The organism is uncultured Finegoldia sp., from assembly GCF_947252345.1.
Classification (GTDB): Bacteria; Bacillota; Clostridia; order Tissierellales; family Peptoniphilaceae; genus Finegoldia.
Genome location: NZ_CAMXVC010000033.1, coordinates 1 through 18,473, shown reverse-complemented (window position 1 = coordinate 18,473; position 18,473 = coordinate 1). Strand labels below are relative to the sequence as shown.

General features: G+C 37.1%; 14 protein-coding genes. 12 read left to right on the top strand and 2 right to left on the bottom strand.

Annotated elements, in window-relative coordinates; all coding sequences use genetic code 11:
* The 4 genes from Q0X02_RS06870 to Q0X02_RS06855 all read left to right on the top strand — a co-directional run.
* A partial coding sequence (locus Q0X02_RS06870) for a cell wall-binding repeat-containing protein (RefSeq protein ID WP_297813509.1) occupies positions 1 to 412 on the top strand: 412 nt, incomplete at its 5' end.
* Between the two features lie 95 nt (positions 413 to 507).
* Entirely contained in the window at positions 508 to 1,686 is a 1,179-nt protein-coding gene (locus Q0X02_RS06865) for a collagen binding domain-containing protein (RefSeq protein WP_297813507.1), read from the top strand.
* Between the two features lie 25 nt (positions 1,687 to 1,711).
* A complete protein-coding gene (locus Q0X02_RS06860) occupies positions 1,712 to 1,972 on the top strand; it encodes a DUF4160 domain-containing protein (RefSeq protein ID WP_297813505.1) in 261 nt (86 codons plus the stop codon).
* 37 nt (positions 1,973 to 2,009) lie between these two features.
* A complete protein-coding gene (locus Q0X02_RS06855; RefSeq protein ID WP_297813504.1) occupies positions 2,010 to 2,264 on the top strand; it encodes a DUF2442 domain-containing protein in 255 nt (84 codons plus the stop codon).
* 34 nt (positions 2,265 to 2,298) lie between these two features.
* On the opposite strand, the gene Q0X02_RS06850 is transcribed toward Q0X02_RS06855, so the two are convergent.
* Together Q0X02_RS06850 and Q0X02_RS06845 are read right to left on the bottom strand one after the other, a co-directional pair.
* The gene (locus Q0X02_RS06850) at positions 2,299 to 2,751 is read right to left on the bottom strand and encodes a small multi-drug export protein (RefSeq protein WP_297813502.1); all 453 of its coding nucleotides are present in this window, start codon (positions 2,749 to 2,751) and stop codon (positions 2,299 to 2,301) included.
* An 8-nt stretch (positions 2,752 to 2,759) separates the two neighbouring features.
* A complete protein-coding gene (locus Q0X02_RS06845; protein ID WP_297813500.1) occupies positions 2,760 to 3,410 on the bottom strand; it encodes an HAD family phosphatase in 651 nt (216 codons plus the stop codon).
* Between the two features lie 162 nt (positions 3,411 to 3,572).
* On the opposite strand from Q0X02_RS06845, the gene Q0X02_RS06840 reads away from it, so the two are divergent.
* The 8 genes from Q0X02_RS06840 (at position 3,573) to Q0X02_RS06805 (ending at position 18,375) form a co-directional block, all read left to right on the top strand.
* On the top strand, positions 3,573 to 4,805 hold the full coding sequence (locus Q0X02_RS06840) for an aminopeptidase (RefSeq protein WP_297813498.1): 1,233 nt from the start codon (positions 3,573 to 3,575) through the stop codon (positions 4,803 to 4,805).
* Positions 4,805 to 6,601 (top strand): oligoendopeptidase F, encoded by a 1,797-nt coding sequence (gene pepF / locus Q0X02_RS06835; protein WP_297813496.1) that lies wholly within the window; start codon positions 4,805 to 4,807, stop codon positions 6,599 to 6,601. Before Q0X02_RS06840 ends, pepF begins: the two co-directional genes overlap by 1 nt.
* Positions 6,602 to 6,656: 55 nt before the next feature.
* Complete coding sequence (locus tag Q0X02_RS06830) at positions 6,657 to 7,541, top strand: ABC transporter ATP-binding protein (RefSeq protein WP_297813494.1); 885 nt, start codon at positions 6,657 to 6,659, stop codon at positions 7,539 to 7,541.
* Positions 7,534 to 8,286 carry an antibiotic ABC transporter permease gene (locus Q0X02_RS06825; RefSeq protein ID WP_297813492.1) on the top strand — a complete coding sequence of 251 codons (753 nt, stop codon included), beginning with the start codon at positions 7,534 to 7,536 and terminating at the stop codon, positions 8,284 to 8,286. Before Q0X02_RS06830 ends, Q0X02_RS06825 begins: the two co-directional genes overlap by 8 nt.
* Complete coding sequence (locus tag Q0X02_RS06820; protein ID WP_297813490.1) at positions 8,276 to 8,947, top strand: antibiotic ABC transporter permease; 672 nt, start codon at positions 8,276 to 8,278, stop codon at positions 8,945 to 8,947. The genes Q0X02_RS06825 and Q0X02_RS06820 overlap by 11 nt, the downstream gene beginning before the upstream one ends.
* A 143-nt stretch (positions 8,948 to 9,090) precedes the next feature.
* Complete coding sequence (locus Q0X02_RS06815; protein ID WP_297813487.1) at positions 9,091 to 9,702, top strand: hypothetical protein; 612 nt, start codon at positions 9,091 to 9,093, stop codon at positions 9,700 to 9,702.
* Positions 9,703 to 10,340: 638 nt separating this feature from the next.
* The gene (locus Q0X02_RS06810; RefSeq protein WP_297813485.1) at positions 10,341 to 17,636 is read left to right on the top strand and encodes an InlB B-repeat-containing protein; all 7,296 of its coding nucleotides are present in this window, start codon (positions 10,341 to 10,343) and stop codon (positions 17,634 to 17,636) included.
* Between the two features lie 379 nt (positions 17,637 to 18,015).
* Positions 18,016 to 18,375: a desulfoferrodoxin family protein gene (locus Q0X02_RS06805; RefSeq protein WP_297813481.1), complete on the top strand. Its 360-nt coding sequence runs from the start codon at positions 18,016 to 18,018 to the stop codon at positions 18,373 to 18,375.
* Positions 18,376 to 18,473: the final 98 nt, after the last annotated feature.

The window sequence follows — 18,473 nt, the reverse complement described above, 5'->3', positions numbered from 1 at the left end:
AAATATGCCAATCCTACTAGTACAACCAAACAACATACCAAAACCAACACAAGAAATACTAAAACAAATCAACAAAGTAACAATAGTAGGAGGAGAAAAAACAATCTCCAAAGAAATAGCTAACAAACTACCAAACGCAACAAGAATAGCAGGAACAGACCGCTACGACACAGCAAAGAAAATCTACGAATACGCATTCAAAGACACAAAAGAGGTCAACATCACAAGTGGAGAAAACTTTGCAGACAGCTTAGTAATAGGAACAATAGACTGCCCAATACTATTGACACAAACAAACGAAATCCCACAAGCGACAAAAGACGCATTGAAGGAATCGAAAATAGAACAAGCCAACGTATTTGGAGGAGAAAACTCTGTTAGTGAATCAGTTGTAAAGCAATTTACAAAATAACCAACAAAAAGTCGCACAACACCGTGCGACTTTTTTGGTGGAAAAATGGCAAATAATGCTCCTGTTGTGATATATTATTAAATAGGAGAATTATTATGAAAATTTTGAAGAAAATAATTGTCGTGATGATGGTTGTGTTGATGCTTCCACAAATCACGACAGCTAGTGAAATAGATAAACTGGACAGCCCGATAAATCCGTGCAGGAATATGAACGATTCCATCGCCAAAAGGCTGATGGAGAATTTCAAGTCGAATTTGTCTTTTGCAATCAAGCAGGCATCTGACGAGGACAATGCCACGTTCAAGATTACGGTGTTGGACAAGAGAAGCAGACCCATTCCGAAAGTCGAGATAATCGTGACGGATACTCAGACGGGGAAATCTCGTGAGAACCAGACAAACGAAGATGGCGAAGTGCAATTTCGAGGACTTGCCCCGACAGAGCACAAGATAAAAGTCATATCGGCACCTTCTGGGTATTATTTCGACGAGGACAGCATTTTGCTTGAAAACAACGTCATTAACACGAAGACGATATTTGCCAAGAGTAAACAGGACAAGGACAAGTCCTACAGGATAGATTACAGGATTACGGACAGCTACGGAGTGGGACTGAAAGAGATAGATGTCAAATTGAAATCTGGGACGCAGATATACATTGCAAAGACGGATGTGTACGGCTATGCTCATTTTAACGTCGATGACAGCGGCAAATACGAAGTCTATATCGACAAATTGAGTGACGAGTTCGTGGCTCACAACAATTTCAAAATCAACGACATCGACATTGATTCGGACGCCGACGAATCCATATTCAGCACGCAAATCACAGAAAAACTCAAAAAACAGTTCGAATGCAAGCTGATTGTAAACGTCACGAAAAAAGACGCACCACAGGAGAAAATCCTCGTATCATTAAAAGACGAGAGGACGGACTCGTTCAAGTTCGCATACACAAATAAAAAAGGTCAAGTTGTTTTCGACAATTTATTTCCCGGAAACTACAACCTCACAGTCAACAATTCGGACAGATTGACACGAAACGGAGTGGGTGGAGTGCATTTGATAGAAGGCCAAGTTCGTGAATTTAACGTTATGTTGTCACAGGGCGACTTGTCCAAGAAATCGCTCGTCGTGGAAAAGAAAGAGCCACAAGATGAAAAGCTCCCAGAATCTGGAAACAAAGACGAAAGAATGATGATTTTATTCTCGTTGGGAATAATAGTTTTGGCGTATTTATTTTTGAACAAACAAAAGCAGGAAAATAATTAAAAGAATTTCAATAGGAGGTGAGTAAATGCCAATAATATCAATGTTTTATGGGATTATTATTAGAATGTATAATAACGGAGAGCACAATCCACCACATTTTCACGCAACATACCAAGGACACAACGCTGTATTTAGTATGGAAGGAGAATTAATAGAAGGAGATATGCCAAGAAAACAAACAAAGCTCATCTCTGCATGGGCAGTGATACATAAAGACGAATTAATAGCTAACTGGGAACTTGCTATTAATGAACAAGCTCTTTATAAAATCGAGCCTTTGCATTAAAATTAATATAAAATATTATGTAGAAGGGAGAATTGATATGAAAAATCCTAATTGGGTAGTAAAATCGGTACAGGCAAAGAACGATTATACGCTGATTTTATCATTTGCAGATGGCAGCATTAAAATTTACGACGCCAGACCTCTTTTAGAGAAAAATATTTACACAAAATTAAACAATCCTATATTTTTTTCAAAAGCCAAGGTAGAATGCGGAACCGTTGTTTGGAATGATGACATAGATATATCACCAGAACATTTATATGAATTTTCCACACCTTTGAATGAAAATTAATCCAAAAAAAGACCTGTTAAGGTCTTTTTTGTTGTTATCTAATCACATTCAATACTCCCATTGTTGAAAGCATCACAATAGTTCCCGCTGTGATGACTCCGAGCGTTATGGGTAGCATACTTTTTTTGGGGCTCAATCCCAAGAATGATGCCACCAATGCGCCAGTCCACGCTCCCGTTCCCGGAAGTGGAATCGCCACCAAAATATACAGGCCGAGTTTGCCGTACTTGTCAATCGTCTTGCTTTTTTCCTTTGCCTTCTTGTTGAGCCAATCCACAAACGGCTTGAAAGTGTTGATGGTGTCTAGCCATTGCAAAACTCTCCTTGTCAACAAAATCAAAAATGGTATCGGCAAGATGTTGCCAATCACAGACAAGCAGAATGCGACAGCTGGGTTGATGTTGTTTGCGAGTGCGTAAATCAACGAACCTCTTATCTCCAAAACTGGAAGCATTGATATTACAAACATATATATAATTTTACTCATCGCAGCTCCTATTTGAACAAATCGTAGTCCAAATCGTTGTACGAGTCGATGTACTGCTCGACTTTTTCATCAATCAAACAGTAATCATTTTTCGTAGATTCGTCAGTTATTCCCACGATTTTAAAACCCATCTTGTTGACAGTTTCGATGCAGTAGAGAGCGTCCTCGAACACGACCGTGTTGTCGACGGTGCCGCCCAATTTTTGCAAGGCGCACTTCCAGTACTCCTCTTCGTATTTGTGATATCCGACGGATTTGCACGTTTGCACGAACTCGAAGTAGTCGAGTATTCCCTGCTTTTCGAGTGCGGGAATCGCCAAGTGACTTTCCGTTGCAGTGGCGACAGCCATTTTTATCCCCATTGATTTCAATTTCGAGAGCGCCTCACGCACGCCCGGTTTCAAATCGAACTCGTTCATATATCCGTTTTTAATCGTGTAATATATAAAATTCAGACCATCGTCGGTGGTTTTCTTGATGTCAAAAGTTTCGTGAATGTAGTCGATGGATGTCAACAGCGTTTTTGTTTTAATCTTCTTGATAAACTCCTCGTCCGGCTTGACGCCCAAGTTGTCGATGTATTCCATGATAACTCTGTTCCACTTGTACATCGAATTGATCAAAGTTCCATCCATATCAAAAATTGCGTAATTAATCATAATTTCATCCTTTCATTTATATTTAGATTTTAGTATAATAAATTATTAAAGTCAATCAAAATTTGACGAGATTTTTGCTAAATTGCAATAATTTTGACGGATTAAATTGAAAATTATACGGGAAAACCATATAATATTATTAAGTTTAATGAGGAGGTAAATATGGAAAATTTTGACAAAAAACTAAATAATTACGCAAAATTGGTCATTGAAAAGGGTATCAATGCGAACGACAGACCCCTCGTGATTCGTTGCTCGGTTGAGAGGGCGGATTTTGCGAGACTTTTGGCGAAATACGCCTACGAAAAAGGCTGCAGCGAAGTTGTGATGGAATGGAATGACGACACAATCGACAGAATGTTCTATGAAAACGCATCTGAAGAAGCGTTGAAGGACGTCGGCGATTTTTTAGTAGATAAATCGAGATACTATTTTGAAAAAAAGGCGGGAGTGATTTCTGTCACTTGCCAAGACCCACAAAACCTAAAGGGCATTGACCCTGACAGAGTTCAAATGAGAAGCAAGGTTTATGCCCAAAAGATGAAGCCTATTCGAAAATACACGATGAACGACATCAATAGCTGGTGTGTTGTAGCAGCTCCAAGTGTTGGCTGGGCGAAGAGAGTATTTCCAGAACTTTCAGAAAAAGAAGCTGTAGAAAAATTGTGGGAGGAAATCTTCAAGGCGACACGTTCTGACACAGAAGACCCAATCAAAGCGTGGGATGAACACTTGAACACGATGAACAAACACGCAGAATTTATGAACAAGCACCAATTTGTCAAGCTACACTACACAAACTCATTGGGAACGGACTTGACGATAGAGCTTCCAGAAGGTCACTTGTGGATGGCAGCACAGGCTACGGACAACTACGGAAATGATTTTGTGCCGAACATTCCGACAGAAGAAGTCTTCACAGCTCCTCATAAGGACAAGGTCAACGGCGTTGTTTACAGCACGAAACCGTTGAACTACGGTGGCAACACGATTGACAAGATGAGATTTGAATTTAAAAATGGAAAAGTTGTCGATTTTGACGCAGAAATCGGCAGGGAAACTTTGAAGAATATGTTCGACACTGACGAAAACGGAAAATACCTGGGAGAAGTCGCACTTGTCCCTTACGAATCGCCGATTTCGTTGTCAAATGTGACATTCATCAAGACGTTGTACGACGAGAACGCATCTTGTCATCTAGCATTCGGTCAAGCATATCCGACTTGTATTGAAGGCGGAGTTGATATGAAACCGGAAGAATTGAAGGAAAAGGGAATCAACGACTCATTGATTCACGTTGATTTTATGGTCGGCTCGAAGGATATGACAATCGTAGGCACGACAGCTGACGGCAAAGAAATAGAAGTATTTAAGGAAGGAAATTGGGCGATATAATGGACATATTAGAATACTGTAAAAGAGAAGAAGCAGACCCTCAATATATGTGGGATTTGTCTGCATTGTATAAGAGCGAAGACGAGTTCGAAAAAGCAATCCAAACAGTCGATTTGATGACCGACGATTTCAAGCAAAACTATGAAAACAAGTTGAACTCAGAAGACATCATAAAAAACGCCATGGACGATTACAGAGACATCGTGGCTAACATCGACCGTATCGCACACTACGCATCACTCGATGTGGAAGCGGACGGCCACAACGAAAAGTCACAAAAAAGAGCCATGCAGACATTCACAAAAATTGCCGACATCGAAAACAAAATGAGCTTTTTCGAAACAGAGCTCGTACAAGTTGACGAACAAACACTTACCCAAGTGAAAAACGACGCCAACAACAAACGATTCATCGACAGCTTGTTGAAGAAAAAAGAACACATCCTATCCAAAGAAGTGGAAAACACTATAAGCAAATTCTCTCAGACATTCAGCTCATTCTACGAAATCTACAACACCACTAAAATCCACGACATCACATTCCCGGATTTCGAAGTCAACGGCAAAAAATACGAAATGACATACAACTTGTTCGAAGGAGTCTACGACAACGACACCGACACGGATTTGAGAAGGAAATCATACCAAGTGTTCTACGACGAACTTGCCAAATACAAAAACACGACAGCAATGATTTACCTATCACATTGCCAAGCCGAAAAGGCGGAAAGTGAACTAAGAGGATACGATTCAGTGATAGATTTCTTGTTGGACAAGCAAAACATATCTCGTGAATTATACAACAGACAACTAGATGTGATTATGCAAGAACTTCCGAAACATATGAGAAAATACGCCCAAATCATCAAAAAAGAATACAACCTCGACAAAGTTACATTTATGGATTTGAAATTGGACGTCGAAAACTCATTCTCGAAAAACATCACAGTCGAAGATGCGAGGGGCTTACTCAAAGAAGGCTTGTCAATCTTGGGTGAAGACTACTCCAAAATGCTCGATCGTGCATTTGACGAAAAGTGGATTGACTTTGTCAACACATTTGGAAAATCAACAGGAGCATTCTGCGCATCGCCATTCTTGGCACACCCTTACGTATTGATATCGTGGACGGGCAAATTGACCGAAGCCATCGTATTGGCGCACGAATTGGGACATGCAGGACAATCGCACATCTCGCAAAAAACACAAAACGTATTGGACAACGACCCATCAATGTACTTCATAGAATCGCCATCCACAACAAACGAACTCATCATGAGCAGATACTTGTTGGAAAAAGCCACAACCGACCAAGAAAGAAGATACTTGTCCGGACAAATAATCTCCAGAACCTACTTCCACAACTTCGTCACACACTTCATCGAAGGCTACTACCAACGAGAAGTCTACAAACTAATAGACGCCAAACAAGGATTCACGGCCGATGATTTGTCAAGAATCTTCAGAGAAACACTACAAAAATTCTGGGGCGACGACGTCGAGATAAACGACGGAGCAGAATTAACATGGATGAGACAACCACACTACTACATGGGATTGTATCCGTACACATACTCCGCAGGACTCACAATCGGAACGCAAGTATCTAAAATGATAGTCGAAGAAGGAAAACCAGCCGCAGACAGATGGCTCAAAGCCTTGGCACTGGGCTCGACAGAAGACTCCGTTGGCATCGCAAAAGCAGCAGGAGTAGACATCACGACAGACCAACCACTCAAAGACACCATCGAATACATCGGCAAAGTCATCGACGACATCGAAAAATACGACAAATAACACAAGACAATTGGCACCACAACAGGTGCCAATTTACATAGATAAGAGGCAACAAATGTATATACAATTTAATAATATTAAAAAATCATTCGACGGAAATACTGTACTTGAAGTTGAGAATTTGCAAATAGAAAAGGGCGAAATAGTTTCAATTATAGGGAAAAACGGCTCCGGAAAAAGCACACTAATTAAAATTTTGTGTGGATTATTGTACCAAGACCAAGGAGAATGTAGTGTGGATAAAATATCCAACAAAAATTCTAAAATCAGAGAACACACCAAACTTGTGCTTGAAAGTGGAGGCGGATACTACGATTATTTGACAGCCACTGAAAACATCAAATATTTTCTGGGACTAAATCACGTTAATTACAATGAAAATGAAGTGAATAATTTGATGGACAAACTAGATTTTACAGAGTTCAAAGACAAAAAAGTATCCGAATTATCGCAAGGAAATCGTCAAAAACTTTCACTCATAGTCACACTTCTAACCAATCCCGACATAATTTGCTTGGATGAACCTACCAATGGATTGGACATCAATAGTATGAATATTCTGTTGAATTTTCTACACAAAATAGCAGTTGAAGACCAAAAGACAGTCATCTTCACAAGTCACGACCTATCATTTATGAAAAACATCAACTCCAGATTAATACTAATAAATGAAGGGAAAATTGTACTGGATAAACCATCCAAACAGTTGTTTGATTCAAAAGATTTACAAAAAGACATCATTGAAATAGAAAACACCAACAGAAATCTACTAGATAATTTGAAGAAAACGAAATACGAATTTACTGATAATTCAATTATATTGTCAGTTTACGATGAAGATGAGAAGGAATTTCTACTTAAAAACTGTGACATAACAAGCATGAGAAAAGAATCTTTGACGGCAGAAGATGTGTACTTCAGGGTGATTTCAAATGTTTAGTAAATTGTTATTGGAATTTAACAGAGATTTCGCAGAAATCAAAAAATACAAATTCAACGTCATATTTGCAAACATCGCAGTGCTTTTGATGTCACTTTTCATCATAGATGCACTGTTTGTAAAAGAAAAAGAAATCGTGTTTTTGATGATGATATTGTGGTATTATGCGACTTATGCGATTGAATCACCAACATTTTTGATACAAAACGAAATAACAGACAGAACACTGATATCAATTGTCCAATCAAAAACAGGGATACTATCAGTTGTTTTGTACAGGAATTTAGTGGAATGTTTGATGAATACGATAAAAGTAATCGTAATATTCACATTGATATTTGTATCAGTAGACTTTGATTATTCGAAATTCAACCACATTCCTATAATAATTTTGGTGATGGTTGTGTCTGTGTTCATACTTTATCAATTGGGAACATTCTTATCAAGCTTCACACTACTTTACAAAAGGTTGGGAAGTTTTGTCGCCTTGGCAGAAACTTATATGTTGTTTTTCGGAGATATTACCGTAAAAGTCGACAACAAAGCACTTGTACTTATCAATAAAATATTGTTTCCATTTAACAATGCACGTACAATTTTCACACAATTACAACTGAATAATATCAGATATGATTTGATAATACAGCTTTTGATACAGGCTGTTGTATTGTCCGTTTTGGTCAAAATTTCATACGACAAAAACATTCAAACAAGCATGAAAAGAGGTAATTTGTATGGGATATAAATACGGAGAATTACGAAAATACATCGACGAAAACAAAAACTACAAGATAGAATTTTTTTCAAAGCTAATATCGGATATTATCATGCTTTCTGGAGTTTGTCTGATGCTGAAATCGACGGACAATTGGAACAATGAATCGTTCACGTATTTTTTGATATGGTATTTGTTACAGACAGTGTTGTTTGAACTTGTCAAATCTATAGAATTTGAAATCAAAAGCAACGGTATGATTAATATGATTGCATCCAGAACAAGCATCACGATGATTTATTTCAAAAGAAGCATCGTTTGGTTAGTAAAAGCGGCGATTTTATTTTCGATTGTAATATTTTTATCGGGAAATGGATTGAATGGGATAATACAATTCAAACCAAATCTGATTGTAGCTATAATATTCGCCTTGATTTTCATGTATGGCGTGTTCTTCTTGTTCATGGCACTCACATTTATTTACGAACGAGTAGCATCATTTACTGGATTTATCACAACAGCATTTTTGATATTTGGATACAAACTCACAATAACACAAGAAATCAGAAAAATAATTGTGGGAAATCAAGCAGATATGAAGAAAATTGTGTTGAATTTGATTCTTTTATATGCGGTGTCCTATCATTTTATGAAAAAAGCAAGAACGAAATTACAGTATAGGGGATTCTAATGAACGAGAAATTTATCACATAAAGAAAACCCGACGCAACCTAAATTTGTGTTATAATTAGGTTGATAAATAAGATATTTAAAGAAAAGAGGAGCTTCATGAGTATATCATTGAGGCTCTTTTTTAAAAAATGGGGGTGTTTTATGAAGGCCATTGAAATTGCGAACTGGTTTGTGTTTAAAAATCCAAGCATTTTAAAAGGTGGAAATGACGAAAACCTTAAATTGAACACGTTGCTTTATTGTTCAAACTTGATGTATTTGAGTGTTTTTGAGAAAAAGCTTATTGATGATAAGTTTGAAAATTTCGAAGGATATCCGGTAGTAAAAAGTATATATGATGAGTATCAGTATAATAATTTATGTGAATCTGCCGATGAGAAACCAACTATTTTAGATAAGAAAATATTACAAATATTAGAGATTAATAACTTTGTTAATGCAGATCTTACTTTATCAGAGCTTAATGATATGTGTAATAAGCTTAAAATATTGACATTGGTTGAAAATAAAGGCATGATTGACAACGAAAACATTCCACAAGACCTGAAAGAATTTATGGTAAATTTGTATAATTTATATAAGAATTATGACTTCGATAACATAGAAGTAGTGATAGTCAATGGAAATAAATATATTTATTTTAAGGATGAATTGGAAATAACAGAAGATATAATGAATCAATTAAAAGCGATTGAAAAACAAAATACCACTAATTTTATAGAAATGATAGACGGGGAGTTGGTCTTTTCGTAAATATTTTCGAACAATACATCGGCAAAGTCATCGACGACATCGAAAAATACGACAAATAACACAAGACAATTGGCACCATAAAAGGTGCCAATTTGCATAATGGATATAAAACTATAATCATTTCAAATTATAATGATTAGCAAAAAAATTCGGGCACAAATAAGCTGTAACAAATTTTATAGTGGGTAATATTTATGAATAAATTAACACAAACAGTACAATCTGGAGATTGGAAAGCAGAAAACACGTTGCAGTAATCCACATTGACAAAAAGGACACGGATTCAAAGTATGCGCCATCGTAGGCGAAGAAATCGAACACCCAAACACATTTGAACACCACGTACAAAATCACAGCCACGACTTCGACATTCCACAGACACCACAACACACGCACTTATTATAAGAAAACAATCGACAATTTTTCCACGCACAGTGATTTAAACATTGAATTTTGGTGGCAAATCGTTGGTTAAAAATTAAATTATTGGGAAATTATAGGTTTTAAATTCTGAGAATGATTATCATTCTGATAAATAATAACACATATCTTGAAATAATCGTGATTCTATGATATAAATATAACACCAGAAAAAAATAGATATTTTTACAAAAATAGATTCAGAGGAGTGATACTTTTTGAAAAAGTCAATAAAAAAAGAAATTCAGAAATGTCTTTGCTTTTTGATGACTTTGATAATGGTTTTGACATCAATGCCGCAGCAGCTGTTGGCATCTTATGATTATAAAAATCTGTCAAACGACAAAAGCAAGATAATAAACGAAGTAGAAAACGTTGAGGTTGCAAAGCCGGAAAAGGGAAAAACAGCGAAGGACTTAGTGGCAAATCCTACCCAGCCAGCCATCTATACGCTGCGCACGGACTACAAAGTACAAAAAGGTGAAAAGTACGAAATAAATTACCAACCATACGTTGCAAGTGTAGGAGAAGCCGCATCACCAGAAGAACAAGCTAAGGTTATTAAAAAAATCAAACTTCCGACACTTGCAGGATATGATAAGTCACGCTATGATGACTTTTACAATATTGACTATAATATTGTAAAAAACGCTGCTAATGGTAAGGGGAAATCTGGCGATGATATCATTGGCAAGAAATTTAAAGCAAATCAAGATTTTAAATACGAAGCTATTTCCAAATTAATAACTGTTAAACATGTATTTCAAAAAATAGATAAATTCGAGAAATACACAAATCCAGATGGAACGATTACAAATTCAGACGGAAGTGTTACAAACACTGACGGTAAAACAACGCCTAAGGAAAAAGTTAAAAAAGAGCATAGAAAACTTTCCTATCAATCAGGGAACACTGGCTCTACAATGGAGGTAGTACCTTTAATAGAAAACGAACGAAGGGGATTTATTCCGGAAGCTCCACACATCACAATGCAAGTTCCGGATGACGCATCTGAATTTGTAATGGAGTATCGCTACAATCGTGCTAATTATAGTGTGGTTTTTGATACTACGGGAGGCACTCCAATAGATACCAGAACGTATTATTACGACCAAGAAATTCCAAAGATAGATAACAAGAATATCCCTAAAAAGAAAGGTAGTATATTTGAGGGATGGAAGCCATCACACGATTTAGAATCAAAAAACAACAAGAAATACAAATCGGGAGAAATTATTAAAAAAGACGATGGCACACCATCATTAGATTTGGATGTCGGTCTTGAAATGCCGGCACTTGATTTGGGAAAAGATGAAAACACGAGAGAAAAATTGACATTCACAGCCGTGTGGAAGGAACTGCCAAAGGCAGACTACGCAGTACAATTCTGGGCAGAAAAATCAGACCATGCCGATAACGCTAGTCTTTCAGAAAAGTACGAATATATGGGTACTCATGTCATAAAAAATGCCGACACAAACTCTAGACCGGAATTAGATGCGGAACCTGTAGATGGAGTACAATTCCCGGACTTAGATGACGCTCGTCTACAAAAGATATGGAAGGAAACTGATGAAAACCATCCTTATCTAAATAAATTCTTTGTATACAACAAAGAACTTACCGAAGAGCAAAACGAAGACTCCGAAAATGAAAACTTAGTGAAAAAAGTTGAATCCACGGGAAAGACCGTTTACAATGTCTACTACGACAGACGAGTCTACAACCTTTACTTTACAAAATCTAACGTGAGTGAATCCAGTTTTTATCCAGAAATATGGAAAAATGATAAAAAAGTAGGCGAAGAGGGCAATCCATACCACTTCCAAGCAAGATTTAACCAACTAATGGTTGGTTTGTGGCCGAATGATGTAAACGAAATTAGAAACTTCAAGGAGGGTTACAACAGTCTAGGATGGTTACCAAATTTAAAAAAACCAAAACATTATTATAGAGACACGCCGCCTTACAGACTCTCCGCCAATCTTTTTTTAGATTTTCCCGAATTAATAGCACAAGGAGGCTATGCTGACGTCATAGACATGGGAAAAGGGCAAACAAAAAAAAGCGATGTTTTTGACCTTTCCTTTGGTATTGATCAAAATGAGCAAACAATGCCCCACCATATAGACTTTTGGTTGGATGATTTTGATGGTGGTCAAGTAGTAGACTATGACCTCTACACCGTAAAATCGGATACCAATAATAGTAATTATCATGATTTTCTTCCTCCAGACCTCCAAGGTTTTACACCAAAAACAACGGGAGGTAGAGGCTCGGAATTTAAAGATGATTTTGATTTAGAGGACCTCAATGAGGAACGTGAGGAAATAACAGCCCCAAAACCTGAAAATATAATACCTCATCCTGAATCAACTGAAGATGAAGAGGATTATAAGGGCAAGTTGAAGTTTATGAAATATTTTCCGAATGATGATTCAAAAGAATTTGACAAAAATGGCTACTTGCGATTCGAGTATTTTCGCAACAAGTATAAGTTGAGGTTCAACTACGACCCATCAAGGACTAAGGATGATAGTGAATTTAACAAAACCAACTCATTGGAAACTTTCTACGAGTTCCCACTAAAAGCATTAAGTCCTGATTTAGTGGATAAAAACCTTGACAAGAAAGATAAAGATTATTACAAAAAAAATCCGAAAAATTTAATAGACAATCCGAAAAATTTACAAAAATTAGGTTTGACGGGTCTAGTGTTCACTGACAAAAAAGATAACGAATTAAAAGTCAAAAGGCCGGAAGGTCTTTCGGATAAACTGGTATTCAAAGGCTGGGCGTTGGACCCTGCTGGCAATAAGCTCATTAGTGATATCAACGAAACTATGCCGGCACACAATGTGGTTTTATATGCAAAATGGGGAGAGCCTAACAATAAGTGGAAAGTAACATTTGACCCTGATGGCGGAAAACTAAAGTCAATCAGCGAAGAAAAATTAACAACAGAACGCAAAACAATCCAAGAGGGAGATGTTGGACAAGAGGAAGAAAATACCTATGCAAAAAAAGGGTATTTAAAAGAAGCTCCAACTACACAAGATGGAAAGCAAATTTTCACGGTAATTCAAAAGCAAAAATTGGTTAAGCCAAAAGACCCTGAAAGAAAAGGCTACTATTTTATGGGCTGGGAAATTATTCGTTACAAAAAAGGAAATGACGGCGAGTACACTACTGAGGTTGATGATTCGTACCGTAAAGCATATAGGGTTCCTGAACTTTATACTTTTGGAAACGACGTTGTAGCTCCTGTTTATCTAAAAGCTATATGGGTTCCAAATGAAAAAGAGGATGTAAAAGTTTATCACCATCTTTTGGATAAAAACTGTGCAAAAACAAATGGACTAGATGACCCATTAGATATTCTTGAAGATAAAAAAACTGGATATTACACTGCCACGGTTGGTGACCAACAAGGTCAAAGATGGATACTGGCTCCCGATAAGGAATTAAGAAAATCACAAGACCCAGAAATCAAAAAGTTATATGAAAAATACAACAATGAATTTCACTTCAATAATTCATATTTCCAAAATCAACGTATAGAACCTTTGAAAATAAAAGACCCAAACTCAGGCAAAATGATAGAAAACCCTAATTACAAGGGTAATGAGTTCCATTTCTTCTACAGACCATATAGATATCGTGAAGTTAAAGTAAATTACATTGACAAACGAGGCAAGAAGGAAATTGAGGATTTTTATAAGGACTTGGGACTTGAAGATACTGCTGGTTTGACTGGAGACGCCCTTTTAAAAGCACAAAAAGCAAACAAAAAGAAATTCAAAGCTAACAAGCAGAAATTAGAAGACATTATCAAAAAGTACCAGGTAATTGACCCGGAAAATGTATCTAATGGTAATCGTCACTTCGACGCACGAAACTACAGACCAATACCTGGTTGGGTGTTATCTGAAAATGAAAAGACACAACAACAATTGTTCTACGATGTCAACGAAGACACGAACGAGTTTTTGGGAATCAACGGCACTGGTGGCGACCAAATCTTCTTCTATTATAAGGACGTAAGAGTGATAGAAGTTCCTGGAAATCAAGAACCACCAAAAGGTTATGTCAGAGTGACATTCAAAGCAGACAAGGGTGGTTCGTTCACTGACAATAAAGGAAATTCTGTTACAGAATTGCACTACGATGTGATAAAGGGACTTAAATCAGATTTGCTTCCAGTTCCACAAGAACTTAAACACGGCGAAACAAAAACTGACAACAAGCAATATATCACACCGGAAACTGGCAAGAAGTTTGTCGAATGGAAGAACGGAGTTTTGTTGAACAAAGACACTATCGTCAACGGAAACCACACATTTACAGCATACTTCGAGTGGTCAGGATTATCAGCATCTGGTCTGGTGAGGACAGAAGCATTCAAAGATGACAAGGCAGATGCAAAAAAAGATTGGACGAACAAATTCGCACCGACAATTGATGAATTAAAAGCACAATTAGTCTGGAAAGGAAATGGAACAATCCCAGCTGGAACTACGGTGAAACTTTTCGTAGGAAATACGGAATTGACAACTGATGAGCAAGTTTATGAGTTAGTAAACGAAAAGAAGAAAGCCGACACAGAAGAACTTGTTCGTACAGTAAATGTCAAGGCTAAGGTTACATTTACAAATGGAAAAGACCCACAAGAACTTGACATTCCAATCAAAGTTTACAAGAACGTCTACGAAGCACTTACAGGAACAGAAAAACCACTATTCTTATCACAAGCTGAAAAAGGCGAGTTGAAAGATGTAACTGGAAATTACGTAAAAGTAACAGTTGCACCAACTGGAGATTTAAAATCAAAAGACAACAAAGTTTACTACGTAAATCCAAGAGCATGGGTAGAGATTCCTACAGTAGATACAACAGATAATTCAAACTTCACAAACTGGACAGCGAACAAGAAAGCACAAAATGAAAAGAGTGAAGAAAATGGAGTTTATGATTTTACAAAACGTCACAAATTCACCGAAGCCACAGTAATTTCTCCAAAATTCGCTGAAGATGTAGTTGAACAAAAAGATTCAACTAAAAAACCAAAAGTTCCGGAAAATTACGTCAAAGTAATCGTCAAGACAACTGACAAAGCTACGAAAGAAACAGCTTTTGAAAAAACATTCTGGGTTAACCCAACTAGGGAAGTTGCGATATCAGTAACAAATCCAACTGGTAAAACTGTAAATCCAGATCCAAAAAATGTTGGTGCAGTTGGCTACACAATGAAATTCTCTAAGTGGGAAACAGAAAACAAGGCAAAAACTTGGGAAGATAAGATAGTAGGAAAATTCGAAAAAGAAACTACAATCATTGCAAAATATTCTGTTGAATTTGAAAAAATTAAAGACCAAGTTCCGACAACAGATACTGTTCACACACCACAAGGAAAGACACCGACAGTTGATGAAATTAAAGGAAAAATTACTCCACCTCAAGGAAAGACTATAAAAGAAGTAAAAATAGTAGAAAGTCCAAATGTAGACAATCCAGGAGAAAGCAAGGTAAAAGTAGTTGTCGAGTACACTGACGGTTCGAGCGTTGGTACAACTGAAAAGCCAATCGAAATACCGGTTCAAGTACACGAGCCAATTATCCCTGCAAAAGCAGATGGCAGCAAACCTGAAGGAGCCATGGACAATTATGTAAAAGTAACATTCAAAGCGGGAACAGGCGGAACAGTATCAGGCAACTTAGCTTACTACGTATCACCAGATGTCGAAGTAGATATGACAGAATCAGCAGGTAAGATTACAAAAACACCAAGCGTTGGATACGTTAGCGGAAATTGGGACACAAGTGATAAAAACTTAAAAGATACATTCAAATCAAATACGGAATTTACTTTTAACTTTACAAAATCTTCTGATATTGTAGAAAAAACTGATGAAAATCCAAACAAACCTGATGGATATGTAACAGTCACATTCAGAACAGAAGATGCTAACAAAGGTATGCTATCGGGAGATGTAGAAGAAAAAGTTTACTATGTAAACCCTGAAGCCAACATCACATTAAAAGATTTGAAAGATAATGAACAAGCTAACAGCACACAACTTGCAGTTCCAAAAGCAATAGCAAAACCAAACTTCAAATTCAGTTACTGGCAAGAAAACATCGACGACCAAACTCCAATCACTGGCGACAGAGAATATGTAGCGATATTTGCAGATGGTCAAGTGACATTGACTTACAATGCTGGTGGAGCAACGGGCGATGTTCCAGCCGAAGCTACGATAAACGTAGGAAAGAGCCTAAGACTTGAAAATCTTGGAAATCTAAAAAAAGAAAATGCAGTATTTGCAGGCTGGAAGATAGGAGACAAAACTTATCAACCAGGCTACAAAGTAACACTAAATGCAGACACGACGGCAACTGCACAATGGAAAACAGCTAAATACAAGGTCACATTTGATACTAATGGCGGCAGCGATGTTCCTAGTCAAACAGTTGAACACGGAAAGCCGTTGACGAATGTCACAACACCAAAATTAAATAGCAAAGTATTTATGGGTTGGAAAGAAAAAGGCAAAGAAAACGAAAAAGACTACTTTGACTTGACAACACCAATAACATCAGACAAAACGTTAATAGCAATCTGGCAAGATTCAGTTCAAAAGATTAATGAAAATGATACTGTTGAATCACAATTTATCAAAGTGACTTTCAAACAAGGAAAACATGGTAAATTAAAACTTGCTGATGCAGAACAAACAAAACCTGTAACATACAAAGTTGCAAAAGATTTGACATTTGACAAGGCAGTAAAAGCAGGAATGACAGTTCCGGGAATTGCCCCTGACAAATACTACAAGGCAAAAACAGCGAACCACGGCTGGGACAAAAAGCTCGAACTTAACGGACAAAATGTAGAGTTCACAGAACAATACGAACCACAAGCCGACGTCATACCAGTTGACCCTAAGGTAACAGACGACGACAAATTACAAGAAGAAAAACCAGAAGGAATGGTTCTAGTAGAATTTGTAGTTGATGATAGCAAAGCATTTATGTTAGCTACTAGCAAATTCTATGTTGCAATCAACAAAGATGTTATTATTACTCCACCAACTGTATACAACAGACCAGGAGAAAATATATTTAGTGGTTGGGAAGATGTAACACTAAATTCTAATAAACTTTTAGAATCCAAATTTACAAAAGACAAAGTCATATCTCCAAAAGGTGCTAAAATTGTCGAAATGGAAATTACTGAACCAAAGGCAGGACTTGATTTTGTGGCAGCAAACGAAAAGAGTCTAGCACCTGGTGTTGTTGGAAAGCTAGAAATTATTCGTGAAAACAAAAAGTATATTATTGAATCACAAAAATATACTTCAACAAAAAAAATTGGAAGACGTACTATCAAACAAGTAAGATTTGGATTTAATATTCCAAAAGAAATAGGAAAACTTAAATCTGGAGATATAGTTCGCAACTGGGCTATAAAAGGCAGTATGAAATCAAACACAAGAGAAATCACCGTAAAATAAGGAGATGATAACTTGAAGAACAAATTAACAGCATTTATGCTAGCTCTCTTATTACTGGCACAGACATTTGTGCCAGTAATGGCAGACGCAAATTTGAAAAAGGAAAACATGCCGTAGACAGATGGCTTAAAGCATTGGCACTGGGTTCGACAGAAGACTCCGTTGGAATAGCAAAAGCAGCAGGAGTAGACATCACGACAGACCAACCACTCAAAGACACCATCGAAAAAAACGACAAATAATACACGACAATTGGCACCACAACAGGTGCCAATTTGCATTATGGATATAAAACTATAATCATTTTAAATTATAATGATTAGCAAAAAAAAATTCGGGTATAAATAAGCTGTAACGAATTTTATAGGGGGTAATATTTATGAATAAATTAACACAAACAGTACAATCTGGAGATTGGAAAGCAGAAAAACACGTTCCAGTAATCCACGTTGACAAAAAGGACGACGGATTCAAAGTATGCGCAATCGTAGGCGAAGAAATCGAACACCCAAACACATTTGAACACCATATCGCTTGGCTAAAAGTATTCTTCCAACCAGAAGACAGCAAATTCCCAATCGAAGTAGCATCATACCAAGCAGCAGCTCACGGCGAAGGCGAAGTGTTCACAAAACCACACGCACACGCTTATGTAAAGACTACAAAACCGGGAACAGTTTACGCATTGAGCTACTGCAACATCCACGGATTGTGGGAAAACGCACAAGAAGTAAAATAGAAAAAAATAGAAAAAGTAAACTAGAAAACTACAGGACTCATTCTGACCTGAACCCCAAAATCCGGAATACGGATGGAGGGGTTTTTGTATGCCAAAAT